The sequence below is a fragment of the Mesorhizobium sp. LMG 17147 genome, assembly GCF_024297145.1.
In the GTDB taxonomy this organism is placed as follows: Bacteria; Pseudomonadota; Alphaproteobacteria; order Rhizobiales; family Rhizobiaceae; genus Mesorhizobium.
On record NZ_JANCTC010000007.1, the window covers coordinates 296720 to 309621 of the forward strand.

The window sequence follows — 12902 nt, forward strand, 5'->3', positions numbered from 1 at the left end:
ATCAACTCATCCAGTTGCCGCCGTCAACGTTCAGTGTTTGGGCTACGACGTAGTCTGAATCGGCCGACGCAAGGAAAACCGCGGCCCCGCCATAGTCTTCCGGCCTGCCCATGCGCCCCATCGGAACGGCCAGACCGACCTGCCGCTTCTTTTCGCCCTGGGGGAGGTTCTCATATTTACCAAACAGCGCATCGACCCGGTCCCACATGGGCGTATCGACCACCCCAGGGGCGATGCCGTTGACGTTGATGCCCTGCTTGATCAGTGCCAGGCCCGCTGATTGCGTCAGGCTGATCACAGCGGCTTTCGTGGCACAGTAGACAGCGACAAGCGCTTCACCACGCCGGCCGGCCTGTGAAGCCATATTGATGATTTTTCCTCGACGGCCTTGCGCCACCATGTGGCTGGCAACGGCCTGCAGCGTGAACAGCAGACCCTTGACGTTGATATCGAACTGTCGGTCGAAACTCTCCTCGGTGATCTCGAGAAACGGGCCCATGTCGAAAACCGCTGCGTTATTGACGAGAATGTCGACCCCGCCGAGCCGGGTCGTCACCTCGGCGATCATCGCGTCGATTGAGACACGATTGCCGACGTCGAGCCTGATGGCCATAGCGTCGCCGCCGAGTTCCGCCCTGAGCCTCTCGGCGGCGTGGAGCGCCACATCGGCAATCACCACATGCGCCCCTTCTTCGGCATAGGCCCGCACGATTCCCGCACCAATGCCCTGCGCGCCACCGGTTACGACCGCGACCTTGTTTTTCAGTTTCATATTCGGATTCTCCGGAAATTGGGTCAGCGCGTGGTATAGCCGCCGTCAACAACGAGCACCTCGCCGGTAACATAGCTCGCAGCCGATGAGCACAGGAAAAGCGCGGCGGCCGCGACCTCTTCGGGCTGCCCAACGCGGCTCATTGGCGTCATGCCGCGCCAGATCGGGAACCACTCCGGATTGGCGATGCCGCCGCGTGACATGTCGGTTTCGATGTAGCCCGGCGCGATGGCATTCACACGGATGTTCTTCGGAGCCAGTTCACTTGCGAGGCTTTTAGTCATCATGTGAACCGCTGCCTTGGAGCTATTGTAGGCCACCTGTTGCTGCGGAACGTTGGACACGATGCCGGAAATCGATCCGATGTTTAGGATGACGCCTGAGCCCTTTGCCATCATCGGCACCAGTGCGGCGCGCGCGGTACGGAATACAGCGTCCAGATTGATGCTCATAATCTGACGCCACATGTCGTCAGTGAAATAGGGGGTGTCGCCATGGACGGCGACGCCGGCATTGTTCACCAAGATGTCGAGCCCGCCAGCCCTTCCCACCGTTTCCTTCACCAAAGCATCGGAAGCGCCAGCTTCGCGCAAGTCCGCGTCGACGAAATCATACTGCACGCCTGCAGCCGAAAGCGTCTCCGCAGCCTCAGCCGGCAGGGCCCGCGCGCTCAACACGATACGAGCGCCTGCTTCGCCCAAACCCTGCGCGATGGCCAGGCCGATGCCCTTTGAGCCGCCAGTAATCAAGGCAATCTTGCCATCAAGTCTGAACTTGTCGAGTATCATGGGGATTTCCTATCTGGATCGGGTGGGTGGGCGACGGCGTTGAGTGGGGCATCATTTCATGATGCCTTTTTGGGCCCTTCCGGCGCTGAGGCTGACAGCGGCAATAAGCACGAGCCCAAAGACGATCTGCTGGGCGAGTGCGTTGATGCCGATGAAGGTCATACCGGTTCGCGCAACGACGATAAGTAACGTCCCGACCAGCGTTCGCAGTACACCTCCGCTGCCGCCCGCAAGCGAGGTTCCGCCAAGCACGACTGCCGCGATGGCGGGAAGCAGGAACTCATTGGCGATCGTTGGCGAGCCGCTGGAAAGCCGTCCGGCAAGCACAACTCCGGACAGGGCTGCGAAAAGGCCAGCAAACATGAAGACGATCAGCTTTGTGCGCTGGATGCGTATGCCGGCGATCCGTGCAGCGGGCTCCCCCGAGCCCAGCGCCTTCATGGCCTTGCCGAACGGAGTCATCTGTTCGATCACCATCGCCAAGGCAAGAACGATCAGCGAGACCCAGATTTCGTTCGGAATGTCGAGAGTGCGACCTATCGCCCAGGACAGTGAGTCCGTTCGCGGCGTTGCATCGATCTGGATGGAGCGCTCGCCCGACAGGGCGAGCGCAGCAGTCGCGGCGATGCCGCCGACGGCCAGCGTCGCGATGAAACTTGGCAGCTTCAGAACACCATGCACGAAGCCCGAAACGAGACCGAAGAGAACGCCTGCGACAAGCGCGACTGCAATTGCCACCATGCCGTATTGCGGGATCAACAGCGCCAATATGACCGAACTGACTGCCGCTACCGCCTGCAAGGAAAGGTCAATGCTCCCGATATAGATGACCCAGGTCATGCCGAGCGCCATCAGGAACAGTGTGGCAGAATCGGAGAATAGGCCGATTAGCGTCATCGGCCGAAGGAAGCTGGCATCAAACGCGGCAACGATCAGGATCGCAGCGATCAACCCCAACCAGGGAATGGTGCCAGCAAACTTGGTCATCGTCACACCATGTGCGGGATCAAATCGAGTGGCGTGAGCGGCGTTGCCGCGGTGTTATCAAAGCGAGCGGTCTGCATCCCGTCCTTCAGCACGACGATCGTGTGCGCCAGACCCAGTGCCTCCTCCAGCGTGTCGCCAATCAAGATTACCGCCGCGCCGCCGGCGCATATTTCGCGGATCAGGGAATACACATCTTCTTTGGCGCCGACATCGAGGCCACGGGTCGGATGGTCGAGCAGGAACAGCCGAGCGCCGGTGCGATACCAACGGGCAAGCACGACCTTTTGCTGATTGCCGCCGGAAAGGTTGACGCAAGGCGTCGAGCGGTCCGGCGCCTTAATACGCAGCTTGCCCATGAGCTCGTTTGTTTTCTTGGCCATTCTAGAGAAATCGAACAGGCCGAACCGTGTCGCCTGGCGCGCAAGCGGCAGAAAAATGTTCTCCTGAACAGACATCTCTTCGACGATGCCCTCGATCTTACGCTCACGCGGGACGTAGCCGACCCCGGCTGCGACCGACCGATCCGTCAGGACATTGGTGAGGTCGATCCCATTCAGCTCGATCGTCCCGCGCTCAACTTTCTCAAGCCCAAATAGGCTGCGGATCAACGGTTCCGAGCCGGCGCCTTCCGTTCCTACCAGTGCCGCCACTTCGCCTTGATTCAGATCGAAGCTTATATCCTCGAATGCACCAGCTTTTGTGAGGCCCCTGACCTTCAGCGCGATCTGTTTTTCGGGCCGTTGGCGCTCTTCCTGCTTGTAATAGGAAGCTGCGACCTCGCGGCCGACCATCAGATGATGGATCCGCGACGGCGACGCCTCTGCCTTCTCCATCCGCGAGACTACCGCGCCGTCCTTCATCACATAGATGGTGTCCGATATCTCGATCACTTCATCCAGACGATGCGAGATGAATACTATGCCGGCGCGTCCGCGAAGCTTGCGGATGACCGAGAACAGGATTGTGATCTCGGCCTGTTCCAGCATGGATGTCGGCTCATCGAGCAGAATGCAGAGGTTGCCGGCGACCGCCTCTTCCAGCGTCAACACCTTAGCCAGCTCCACCATCTGACGCTGAATGAAGGAAAGATCGGCCGTGACCGTATTTGGATCGACCTCCAGACCAACTTTCGCCAATTGCTGGCGTGCCGCGTCATTCATGGTCCGCCAGTCGATGCGGCCGAACTTAACGAAACGGGCTTCGTTGCCGAGGAAGATATTCTCGGCAATCGAGATGTTCGGCACGAGCGACTGCTCTTGGAACACCATGCCTATCCCATGGGTCGCCGCATCCCGCGGGCCGCGCAGAACGCGTTTGGCGCCGTTGATCTCGATCGAGCCGTTGGTGGGCTGGTGGATGCCGTTCAGCACTTTCATCAGGGTCGACTTGCCCGCGCCGTTCTCCCCAACCAGACCAACGACCTCCCCGACCCGTACAGAAAGCGAGACCTCTTTGAGGGCCTGAACTCCGTAGAAATTCTTTGTAATGTCGTTGAGCTGAAGCATGGCGGACCTACTTCGCCACCGCCAGGCCACGGATGGGCTGGTTGAGCAGGACGGCGATGATGATCATGATGCCAAGCACGCCCTGCTGCACAAAAGTTGGCAGCCCTAGAATGACCATGCCGTTGTTGAGCACCATCACAATCAGCACGCCGAGCAACGTCGCCAGGACTCCGCCGCTGCCGCCGGTCAGGGCGGTTCCACCCACGACCACTGCGCTAATGGCCGTGAAGAGTTGGCCTGAACCAACCAGTGCGCTGGAAGCGCCAAGACGCGCCGAGGCCAGCACCGCGCCTACACCGAAGAAGGCGCCCGCGATCGCGAACACCAATATTCGAACGTGCCTGACATTGACACCCGAGGCGACGACCAGTTGTTCGGCGCCGCCCAGCGCCAGCATTCGACGGCCGATCCGCGTGTGGTTCTGGATCACCCAGGCCAACGCCAACATGAAGGTGGCGACGTAGATGCTAATGGGCAGGTTCAGAATACGCGTCAAGGCGAGCGCGCGAATGCTTTCATCCACAATGCCTACCCGCTCGCCGCCCAGCATAATGGTTGCAATGCCGAGGCCGACGAAGCCCATACCGAGGCTCGCCATGAAGGACGGGACCCTCAAATAGGTGTGAATCACACCGATAAGCGCGCCGAACAGGGCGGCCGCGGCAATGACAAGCGGCAAAGCGGCCAGGCCAAGATCGAGTCCGGCTCCATTCGCATTCGCTACGCAAGCCGCCAGAATGGCGGAAGCGAACGCCATCGATCCCTCTACCGAGAGGTCAATCGATCCCATCAGAATGACAAAGGTTGCGCCAAGCGCCAGCACCAGGGGCGCAGCCGACGCGGCGGCGATGCGGATCAAATTGTCGATCGACAGAAAGCGCGGCTCCGCAATAGAGATCGCCACACACAGCCCCGCCAGCACCAATAAGGGCATTACACTGGCAAGGCGGAGCCTCGTCACGGTCATCATCGTTCCTTGAGCTCTGGTGAAGGGCACCGGCGGCGTTGGCGCCGGTGCCTCTCGTTATCAGCTGTATTTGATCTGGCCTGTCACGCGGCCCCACAGATCGTTCCAGTCAATCGCCGGCGTCGCTTCAACATGTGTTTTCCAATAGTCCTCGACGTCGGACTGCGTGATCATCACGCCGGTACCGTAGAACTCACGGTGTTCCTGAGGCTCTTTCGAAGGCACGAACTTGCCCGTGGCGGCCTGGTAGCCAAGCGACAGCGCAATGCCGCCGATCCAGATGGGATCCCAGTCGACGGTTGCCGCCATTTCCTTGTTGCGGATAGCCTGCACCGCATCCTTGGTTCCGTCGATGCCGGTCACCAGAACCTTGCCGGCGAGGCCTTCTGCGCGCAGCGCCTCGAGTGCGCCAACGGCCATGCTGTCATTGGCGGCCCAGATGCCTTTGATGTCGCTGCCGAAGCGGGTGATCCACGCACCGACGATATTCGTTGCCTTGGTGGAATCCCAGTCCGCGTCCTGGAAATCGAGAAGTTTCACCTTGCCGCCGGTCGCCTCGATCGCCTTCATCAAACCAGCCTTGCGTTCGATGGCCGGCGTGTTGGAGGCAATGCCTCCGAGCGCGACGATGCCACCTTCTCCGCCAAATGTGTCGAACAGTGATTTTGCTGTCTGCTCGCCCGCCGGGATGCCGTTGAAAGAGAAATGCGCGACGTAGTTATCGCCGAAATCCCAAGGATGAAGATCGCTCGGCTTGTTCCAAACCGTCACAACATGGCTCTTGGCGGCGGATACCGCTTCGACGATTGGGCGCGCGTCCGGAGAGTCGTTCGGATCGACGCCGAGAATGGCCTTGTCACCCGCCTTGGCAAGCAAGGCCTTGATATCGGCAATGCCCTTCTCGCTATTGCCTTCGGTCACCAGTGCCGAATAACCCTCGCCAACGCTGGAGGCAAAGGCCTCGGCGCCCTTGTTCCACGCAGCGTGGAAGGCGTTCGACAGTGATCGGATCGAACTGGCCAGCAAGTAAGTCCCGGCGGCCCGGGCAGGCCAGATCCCGGCTGAGACCGCGACCGTTCCTGCACCCAGGGCGGAGCCGATTAGAAAGCGGCGACGGTCAATCATCGACCGTTCCATGAAATTGCGAATGAACATGTTTTGATCCTCCTCATGCTGCGCGTCCGGGCAGCTTTAGGCGTGAGAACGCATTCGCGCCAAGCCTGGCGCGGCGTCGTTTGATTAGCTCTTTGTGAGGCTTTCCTCCCTCGAAAGAGATCACAACAAATACCAGTAAGGCTCCAAAGGTCAATGGCTAAATGGATTTAGCAAATGGTTTAGCAAAAAATATCTCCAAAAATGCCGTGGCCCGGTCAGCGCGAGACAGCCGTCGCTGCGCCCATCATGGTAGGAATCTCGACCCTCGGATTATGACCGGGCCGATAGTCGTCCAGCAGCGCGAAGCTGGCCGAAACCATCGCCTCGACATCCTGGCGCACCATGGTCAGGTCAAAGGGGAGGTGGGCGGCAAACGGGTCCCAGTCGAATGCGCCGATGACCGTCCTGGCGAACTCGCCAGCATTCAAACCCGACTCGAAGCGCAAAGCACCCTCCAGACCCGTGATCCCATTGATGAACAGGCTGGATGGCAGACGGCCAAGTCTTCGATAGCGCTCGCCCAGGGCCTTCTCGGCCACCGCCGGAGAATAGCCCTGACAGTCGAAAGCATCGTCCGGCACGCTGACGCCCCGCTTGGCAAGTGCCTGCCTAAAACCCTCGATGCGCTCTCTGGTTGAATTGTCGTGACTGACACCGCCAAAGAAGAACCAGTCGTCGACCGGCCTCATCTGGGCTTCCAGCTTGGCCACAAGGATTTCGGTCAACGCAAAGGCGCCGCCCCTGTTGTCGGATATCACCGAGGGCGCTCCGTCGCCGGGCAAGTCGACATTGATGCATGGAACACCGGCCGCCGCGCACAGCTTATTGAGTGGATTCGGATCATGCACGCCGGTGATGAAAAGAAACTCTATCTGCTGAGCCAGCAGTACCTCCGTCACACGCATCTCATTGACTGGATCGCGCTGCGTGCTGACGACGATTGGACAAAGGCCGCGGTGTCGCACCTCAGCTTCGAAGGTCTCTGCCAGGCCGGCGAAGAAACGGTTGCGATAATGCGGCAGGATCATTCCGCCAAGGCCGGACCGGGATAGACGCAAACCACGCGCCTTCAGGTTGGGAGAATACCCCATTTCGGCAGCCAGCCTTAGAATACGGCTTGCGGTGTCGGGCTTGATCCGATGCTCTTTCCCTCGTCCATTCAAGACCATGCTGACGGCAGTCGGCGAGGCGCCACTGGCTTCAGCTATATCGTAGATCGTAGTCTTGCGAAGGCCCTTCGACATACTTGTCTTCTGGCATTGTGGCGTTGTGCTAGCTAGCACTTTTTCACGATGATTTCGCCGGTATCGCCGCCCAGACTGGGAGCCACTGGATGAACCTTGCCGACGAAGGCAGCAGTCAGATTGTCGAATCTGCCGAGAACACGACGAACGCCCCAGCTGGAAACTGCCGACGGGCAGCAGGCGTTTCGGCTTCGCGAGATTTTGAACGCCACACAGTCTCGACCAAACCGGCCGGACTAGGTGTGAGCGACTAGGCCGGCTGTTATGACGGCTTTGTGCTCGTTGCCGACGATCGTACGCAAACGGCAAGGTTTGGCGCTCCTTGTCCTCCATTCCAACCTGCAGCACCTTGTGCAGGCAACACTGCTCGCCGTAGGGCAGACTGCCGCGCCCTCAATATGCCGGGGTGCCGGGGACTGTCCGTTATATTAAAAATGCCTTGGCGGCGCGGTGTGAATGTGAGGTTTTCGGACCAGTAGAACCGAGCGCGGGCGATCTCAATCGCGCCGTTGGGAGTGATCGGCCGATCCGGCGGTTTGCCAACTGTAAGGACTGCGCCGCTTACCAGACATGAGACGTGGCAGATGGCGAGCCTCGGTCGCCTGGATGGTCCGCGCGATCTGGCCTGGTACACGATTGGTTGCGCGCATGCAGGACGCGCCGAGGAGGCGAGGCGGCTTGCTGCAGACTTTGTGGAGGCGGCGCGGGCCGCTTGGCGGCGCGACAAAGGCGCTGGGCCTGCAGAGTTCGGCTCCTGGTTTCTGGATGCGACATTGCTCGCCCGGCGCGAGGATTGCGAATATTTGCGGCTGGGACTGAGGGATGCGGGGCTCGCTGTCTTAGACTTGCACTTGCGCTCGCTTTCAAGATCAAGCCTGTCAATGACCGTGGAATCCGGTCCCCGCATTTCGCGTAAAAGGGAACCCCGGTTTAGGGTGATGATGGGCACGCCGGTGAGCGCCTTCCTGTCGCAGTTCGGGCTCGACACGCTGCGCCAGCTGCCCGATTTCGAGGCGCTTGAGCACGAGGGCTGCTGTCGAAGGAGAAGCTGCGGGCGGGCGATATTCCAGCCGGGTTGGCGAGCAGGGAGAGCGCGGACGATATAGTAGAGGACCGGGTGCCGTGAGCGGGGCATGGTTGCGTTGCGACCCCAGATCCAGTCGATAACTCAGGATCAGGACGACTGGTCGTGCGCAGCCGGTGATCGGGATCGTGTACCGCGACATTGTGGCCGTCGACAAGATTGGCCGGAAAAATCACCGGGTGGTGCCGCCTGCGTAACGCAGCGATGGAAACAGGATGCCCCGAAGCCCGACGGTGATGACCATGTCCGCAAGCTTCCACGAAGGCGGAACCTCCTTAACGATGCGAGCCACCTGGCGCCTGGCACAACCCCACTCCCTCCACGCGCGGTCCCAGGTGTCCGGGGTCGAATCCCTGCGAAGGTCGGCCACCTCGGCGAGCGTGACCTTGTAAGCGGCATGGGTGGCTGGCGGGATGATGCCCGCAGCCTGCCTGTATTCTCGAGCGCCGTCTGGGTCTAAGGGCGCGCCGCAAGCTCTTGGCACGCCCTCACCATAATCCTCCGGCCTCCGCCGGACTACGAACACGAGGTCTCTTGATGATTTTGCCCACCGGTACGAAAGTAACTGCCGCTGATGGCGAGACGCTTCCCAAAATCGGCGACAGGATCACCGACAAATCAGCACCGCCCGATGACAGCGCCGTCCGCGAATGGATTGGGCTCGAGGCGTTCGAGCATTGGGCCGGGCTTCGGAACTGGATCGACGAATTCTATCCTGGAGTTTTCGCGCCGGATTGGCTCTACGGCACGGTGGCAAGAACCGCGTTTGGTCCTTGCGCTACAATAAGAGTAAGTCGTTCTGCACCTTGGTGCCGGAATACCGGCTGTTTTCGGTCGTGGTCATGGGGGAGCAGCACGAGAGAAGTTTGAGGAGCGGCGTTATGTCTAGCGCGCAATTGGTAAGCTCTACGGATGAAGCCAAAACATACATCGACGGAAAATGGCTGACGATTGCCATCTCATCGGCAGATGATCTGCATGATGTGACGGAGCTTCTGACTGTGAAGCGCCCGCCACATGTCTCGTCGGCATCACACAGCAATTCAGCATCAAGATCGTCGCGGAAGGCGCCGAGCCGGTAGCTAACTGCGTGAGAGATCGAAAAGACGTTCCACGCCAGCAATTTACCCCGAACCAACAAATCACTGAGGAGACAATTCCCATGAAAGCGATCGTAGTGAAGGACCAGGCTGCAGGAACGGCCGGAATGAAGCTGGGGCAGCGGCCCGAACCGCAGGCGGCAATAAACGATGTCGTCGTACAAGTTCATGCGGCGGGATTCGTCAACACCGAACTGGAGTGGCCTTCGACCTGGGCCGATCGGGCCTTCCATGACCGGACGCCGTCGATCCTCGGCCATGAGCTGGCCGGTGTGGTCACGGCCCTCGGCTACGGCACCACGGGGCTTTCAATCGGTCAGCAGGTGTTCGGCCTCGCCGACTGGCATCGCGACGGCACGCTCGCCGAGTATGTCGCCATGGAGGCACGCAATCTCGCGCCACTCCCCGGCGACGTCGACTTCACGGTGGGCGCGAGCCTGCCGATCTCCGGCCTGACCGCGTGGCAGGGACTGTTCCAGCATGGCCGCATTCGGGCGGGGCAGAGCGTTCTGGTGCATGGCGCGGCCGGTGCCGTCGGTTCGATGGTGGCGCAGCTTGCAAGGGAGGCCGGAGCTTATGTCATTGGCACCGGACGCGCCGCCGACCGCCAGAAGGCGCTCGACTTCGGTGCAAATGAATTCATCGATCTCGGGAATGACACCTTGGAAGAGGTCGGCGGTGTCGATCTGGTGTTCGATGTCATCGGCGGCGATATTCAGAAACGGTCCGCAACGCTGGTCCGGGCCGGAGGAACGCTTGTGACAGTCGTCGGACCAACGGATATTCGACCTGCAGATGGCCTGACGGTGGACTTCGTCGTCGAGGCTGATCGAGCCCAGCTTTCGGAGATAGTTCAGCGGATCCGGGATGGACGACTGCGGACGAACATCGGCAAGGTCTCGAGCATGGATGATGCCGTCGCCACCTTCAACTCAACCGAGCGACGCACGGGAAAGACAGTCATCAGCGTTCGTCCGTAAGAACTCGGGGAGAGAGGGCGGTTCCTCTCTCCTCGTCTACTCCCATCAGCAAGATGCCATCAGCAAGATAATTGCCTCGGCCATGCCGGTCGTCGTCGCTTAGATTCTCCGTGTCGCGATCGGTGTATTGGCGCTGTTCCCGTTCATCGCGGACGATTGGCGCGACATCGGCAACCTCTCCTGCACGATTGGTTCCTGGTGACGGTGATAGCGCTGTCGGCATGTTCGGATTCTCGGCACTAATGCTGTACTGCATGGCGATGGTGCCCGGGCGCCGTTGGCGCGACGGTCATGAGCACCACATCCAGGCACGACCGCTTCGGGACAACCAGACGGTGCTGCTCTTGTGCCCGCCGGGCGAGCCGGGCTACCGTCCGCTCGCCCTGTCCGTTCTGCGCCTCGAGAACGGATGGGTCGCGGAGGCCATCGACTTCGAGGTGCCGATGAGGTTTTCGGTCCTTGCGCGGTTTCAACAAGGACGGGGTCGAATATAGGGGAGGTCGGATGAAGGTCGCGACTGAGCAGGAGTGGCAGGCCGCCCGCAAGGAACTATTGGCGGCCGAGCAGGAGCTGGCGGCGCACGAACAGCGCGTCACCAAGCAGCGGCGGGAGTTGCCCTGGGTCCCTGTCGAAAAGCACTACACCTTCGCCACCGTCGACGGGCGCAAGTCCTTGCCGGAGCTGTTCGATGGCCGCTCGCAGCTCCTCATCTACCACCTGATGTACGGGGAGGACTGGAAGGTGGCGTGCCCGGGCTGCACCTCGGTTGGCGATGGGCTGGGCGGCATGGTCACGCACGTGAACAACCGCGACGTGACGCTCATCGCGATGTCGCGGGCGCCGCTGGAGAAGCTGGTGGCGACTAAGGCACAGCGCGGGTGGACGATGCCCTACGTGTCGGGCTATGGCGACGACTTCCTGTTCGACTACGGCTTCGCGTTCCGCCGGGAGGAGATGTTCGGAATCGTCCGCGATGAGTTCGACATGGGGCAGCTGCTCCGCGAGGCCCCGCAATGGCTGCAGGACTACCGCGACGACGTCGGTGCGCCGGACCTCCAGTCGGCCGTGTCGGTGAGCGCAGGGTGGAGCGTCTTCGCGATGGAGGACGGAGCGGTCTACAACACCTACCGCCGCTATCCACCACTTGTGGGGCCGCCCTACGCGCCGTTGCTCGAGTTCGTGCCAAAGCCGTGACATCCGCAACTTGCGCGCCTGCCTTGGCGAAGCGGGCATTCGCCAATAGAGAGCGTGTCATGCAAGCACGTGACCGCTTCTTATCGCGGGGATGTTCCTAAGGCGGAGGCCCTAAAATCAGCCGCGAGCGAAGAAGACGCAGATGCGGAATTAGCGCGCCGTCCTGGCCGCTTCCGCCTCGGCAGCGCGAGCAAGGTCTTCGACCCACTGCTGATGATAGCGGTAGAGCCCACCGGGGTGCTTGTGTCCGAGCACGTCGAGGAACCAAGGGCCCTGCTGCGTCTCTTCCGTCAGCACATGGCAACCCGTGTCCGTGGGAGTGATGACCCAACCGTGATAGGCGGTCGAGCCGGTCTCGTCGCCGTCGACCACCGTTTTCCACGCGAGCCTGTGGCCGGGCTCGCACTCCGCCACGACAAGGCTCATCGGAAATCCAACCGTCACCCGACTGAATCTGGTTCCGAGCGCCAGTTTAGGCTCACCGGTCAGGATCTTGACCTGATCCTCAGGAGGAAAGTAGCTCGACCAGTTCTCGGCGTCGACCAGCAGCTCCCACACCACTTCAGGCGGGGCTTTCACGTCAATGTCATTGAGCGCGTAGATCGACGAAATCTTCGGGTCGAAATGGTCAGGCCATATTACACGGTCATACATGGCTCAAGCCTGCTTCTTGAAGAGATCTTTGAAGATTAAAGGCGCCCAGGTGTTTCCTCGCGCCTGAATGAGCAGCCCACCCTCTGCGAGCCTTCCAAGGTTGACCGGTGCATAGCCGAGTTGCTCGACCAGCGTGGACACCACCGGAAGGGCGCTGTCCTTGTCGCTGGAGAGAAAAACCACTCGCCGCCAGCCGTCGATGGAGGGCTCCTGGGCAAGGACGCCTGCAGGCAGGTGGTTGAACGCCTTGACAAGCGCGGCAGCGCCAAACACCTTGGCGACCACGGCCGAAGACGGGAGGCTGCCCAAATCGCTTGGTGAGACGCCGTAGGCGTTCGTCACATCGTAAGCGGTGTTCTCAGGCCACGGCCTTGAGCTCGAGCTTGTTGATGTAGACCCAAGGCAGGAGATCGTCGATCTGGCTGTTGGGGTGGCCGTTGACGATCCTGGTGAGGACATCGGCGAGATAGCC

The 12902-nt window shown here is 60.7% G+C and carries 15 protein-coding genes and 1 pseudogene; 5 read left to right on the plus strand and 11 right to left on the minus strand.

The window, feature by feature from the left end; translation table 11 throughout:
- Window position 1: 1 nt before the first annotated feature.
- From NMG46_RS16285 to NMG46_RS16315, 7 genes are all read right to left on the minus strand, one after another.
- Entirely contained in the window at window positions 2-772 is a 771-nt protein-coding gene (locus NMG46_RS16285) for an L-iditol 2-dehydrogenase (RefSeq protein ID WP_254818639.1), read from the minus strand.
- Window positions 773-795: 23 nt separating this feature from the next.
- Window positions 796-1560, minus strand: coding sequence for an SDR family NAD(P)-dependent oxidoreductase (locus tag NMG46_RS16290; protein ID WP_254818640.1), 765 nt, complete (start codon window positions 1558-1560; stop codon window positions 796-798).
- A 51-nt stretch (window positions 1561-1611) separates the two neighbouring features.
- Complete coding sequence (locus tag NMG46_RS16295) at window positions 1612-2547, minus strand: ABC transporter permease (protein ID WP_254818641.1); 936 nt, start codon at window positions 2545-2547, stop codon at window positions 1612-1614.
- Window positions 2548-2549: 2 nt separating this feature from the next.
- Complete coding sequence (locus NMG46_RS16300; protein ID WP_254818642.1) at window positions 2550-4052, minus strand: sugar ABC transporter ATP-binding protein; 1503 nt, start codon at window positions 4050-4052, stop codon at window positions 2550-2552.
- Window positions 4053-4059: 7 nt separating this feature from the next.
- A complete protein-coding gene (locus tag NMG46_RS16305; protein WP_254818643.1) occupies window positions 4060-5019 on the minus strand; it encodes an ABC transporter permease in 960 nt (319 codons plus the stop codon).
- Between the two features lie 60 nt (window positions 5020-5079).
- Window positions 5080-6174: a sugar ABC transporter substrate-binding protein gene (locus NMG46_RS16310; RefSeq protein WP_254818644.1), complete on the minus strand. Its 1095-nt coding sequence runs from the start codon at window positions 6172-6174 to the stop codon at window positions 5080-5082.
- 215 nt (window positions 6175-6389) lie between these two features.
- The gene (locus NMG46_RS16315; RefSeq protein ID WP_302895714.1) at window positions 6390-7418 is read right to left on the minus strand and encodes a LacI family DNA-binding transcriptional regulator; all 1029 of its coding nucleotides are present in this window, start codon (window positions 7416-7418) and stop codon (window positions 6390-6392) included.
- 962 nt (window positions 7419-8380) lie between these two features.
- Here NMG46_RS16315 and NMG46_RS16320 point away from each other — a divergent pair.
- Window positions 8381-8544, plus strand: a pseudogene (locus NMG46_RS16320) (segregation and condensation protein B); the annotation flags it as partial.
- A gap of 130 nt (window positions 8545-8674) precedes the next feature.
- Here the strand turns inward: NMG46_RS16320 and NMG46_RS16325 are convergent.
- Complete coding sequence (locus NMG46_RS16325) at window positions 8675-9028, minus strand: hypothetical protein (protein ID WP_254818646.1); 354 nt, start codon at window positions 9026-9028, stop codon at window positions 8675-8677.
- An 11-nt stretch (window positions 9029-9039) separates the two neighbouring features.
- Between NMG46_RS16325 and NMG46_RS29930 the strand changes: the two genes are divergently transcribed.
- The 4 genes from NMG46_RS29930 (at window position 9040) to NMG46_RS16340 (ending at window position 11776) form a co-directional block, all read left to right on the plus strand.
- Window positions 9040-9372, plus strand: coding sequence for a DUF3788 family protein (locus NMG46_RS29930; RefSeq protein ID WP_368389303.1), 333 nt, complete (start codon window positions 9040-9042; stop codon window positions 9370-9372).
- Window positions 9276-9584 carry a DUF3788 family protein gene (locus NMG46_RS29935; protein WP_368389305.1) on the plus strand — a complete coding sequence of 103 codons (309 nt, stop codon included), beginning with the start codon at window positions 9276-9278 and terminating at the stop codon, window positions 9582-9584. Before NMG46_RS29930 ends, NMG46_RS29935 begins: the two co-directional genes overlap by 97 nt.
- Window positions 9585-9664: 80 nt before the next feature.
- On the plus strand, window positions 9665-10582 hold the full coding sequence (locus NMG46_RS16335; protein ID WP_254818647.1) for an NADP-dependent oxidoreductase: 918 nt from the start codon (window positions 9665-9667) through the stop codon (window positions 10580-10582).
- A gap of 504 nt (window positions 10583-11086) precedes the next feature.
- Window positions 11087-11776, plus strand: a complete 690-nt coding sequence (locus tag NMG46_RS16340) for a DUF899 family protein (RefSeq protein ID WP_254818648.1) — start codon at window positions 11087-11089, stop codon at window positions 11774-11776.
- Between the two features lie 150 nt (window positions 11777-11926).
- On the opposite strand, the gene NMG46_RS16345 is transcribed toward NMG46_RS16340, so the two are convergent.
- The 3 genes from NMG46_RS16345 to NMG46_RS16355 all read right to left on the minus strand — a co-directional run.
- Window positions 11927-12430 carry an SRPBCC domain-containing protein gene (locus NMG46_RS16345; RefSeq protein ID WP_254818649.1) on the minus strand — a complete coding sequence of 168 codons (504 nt, stop codon included), beginning with the start codon at window positions 12428-12430 and terminating at the stop codon, window positions 11927-11929.
- Window positions 12431-12433: 3 nt separating this feature from the next.
- A complete protein-coding gene (locus NMG46_RS16350) occupies window positions 12434-12772 on the minus strand; it encodes a hypothetical protein (RefSeq protein ID WP_254818650.1) in 339 nt (112 codons plus the stop codon).
- Between the two features lie 16 nt (window positions 12773-12788).
- Window positions 12789-12902, minus strand: a 114-nt coding sequence (locus tag NMG46_RS16355) for a transposase domain-containing protein (protein WP_164747675.1), incomplete at its 5' end; no start/stop codon positions are given.

Bases quoted from the DNA above. Each gene is read 5' to 3' on its own strand.
- NMG46_RS16295 (WP_254818641.1), bottom strand. From the start codon at position 2,547: ATGACCAAGTTTGCTGGCACCATTCCCTGGTTGGGGTTGATCGCTGCG.
- NMG46_RS16290 (WP_254818640.1), bottom strand. From the start codon at position 1,560: ATGATACTCGACAAGTTCAGACTTGATGGCAAGATTGCCTTGATTACT.
- NMG46_RS16285 (WP_254818639.1), bottom strand. From the start codon at position 772: ATGAAACTGAAAAACAAGGTCGCGGTCGTAACCGGTGGCGCGCAGGGC.
- NMG46_RS16310 (WP_254818644.1), bottom strand. From the start codon at position 6,174: ATGTTCATTCGCAATTTCATGGAACGGTCGATGATTGACCGTCGCCGC.
- NMG46_RS16315 (WP_302895714.1), bottom strand. From the start codon at position 7,418: ATGTCGAAGGGCCTTCGCAAGACTACGATCTACGATATAGCTGAAGCC.
- NMG46_RS16305 (WP_254818643.1), bottom strand. From the start codon at position 5,019: ATGACCGTGACGAGGCTCCGCCTTGCCAGTGTAATGCCCTTATTGGTG.
- NMG46_RS16340 (WP_254818648.1), top strand. From the start codon at position 11,087: ATGAAGGTCGCGACTGAGCAGGAGTGGCAGGCCGCCCGCAAGGAACTA.
- NMG46_RS16300 (WP_254818642.1), bottom strand. From the start codon at position 4,052: ATGCTTCAGCTCAACGACATTACAAAGAATTTCTACGGAGTTCAGGCC.
- NMG46_RS29930 (WP_368389303.1), top strand. From the start codon at position 9,040: ATGATTTTGCCCACCGGTACGAAAGTAACTGCCGCTGATGGCGAGACG.
- NMG46_RS16345 (WP_254818649.1), bottom strand. From the start codon at position 12,430: ATGTATGACCGTGTAATATGGCCTGACCATTTCGACCCGAAGATTTCG.
- NMG46_RS16335 (WP_254818647.1), top strand. From the start codon at position 9,665: ATGAAAGCGATCGTAGTGAAGGACCAGGCTGCAGGAACGGCCGGAATG.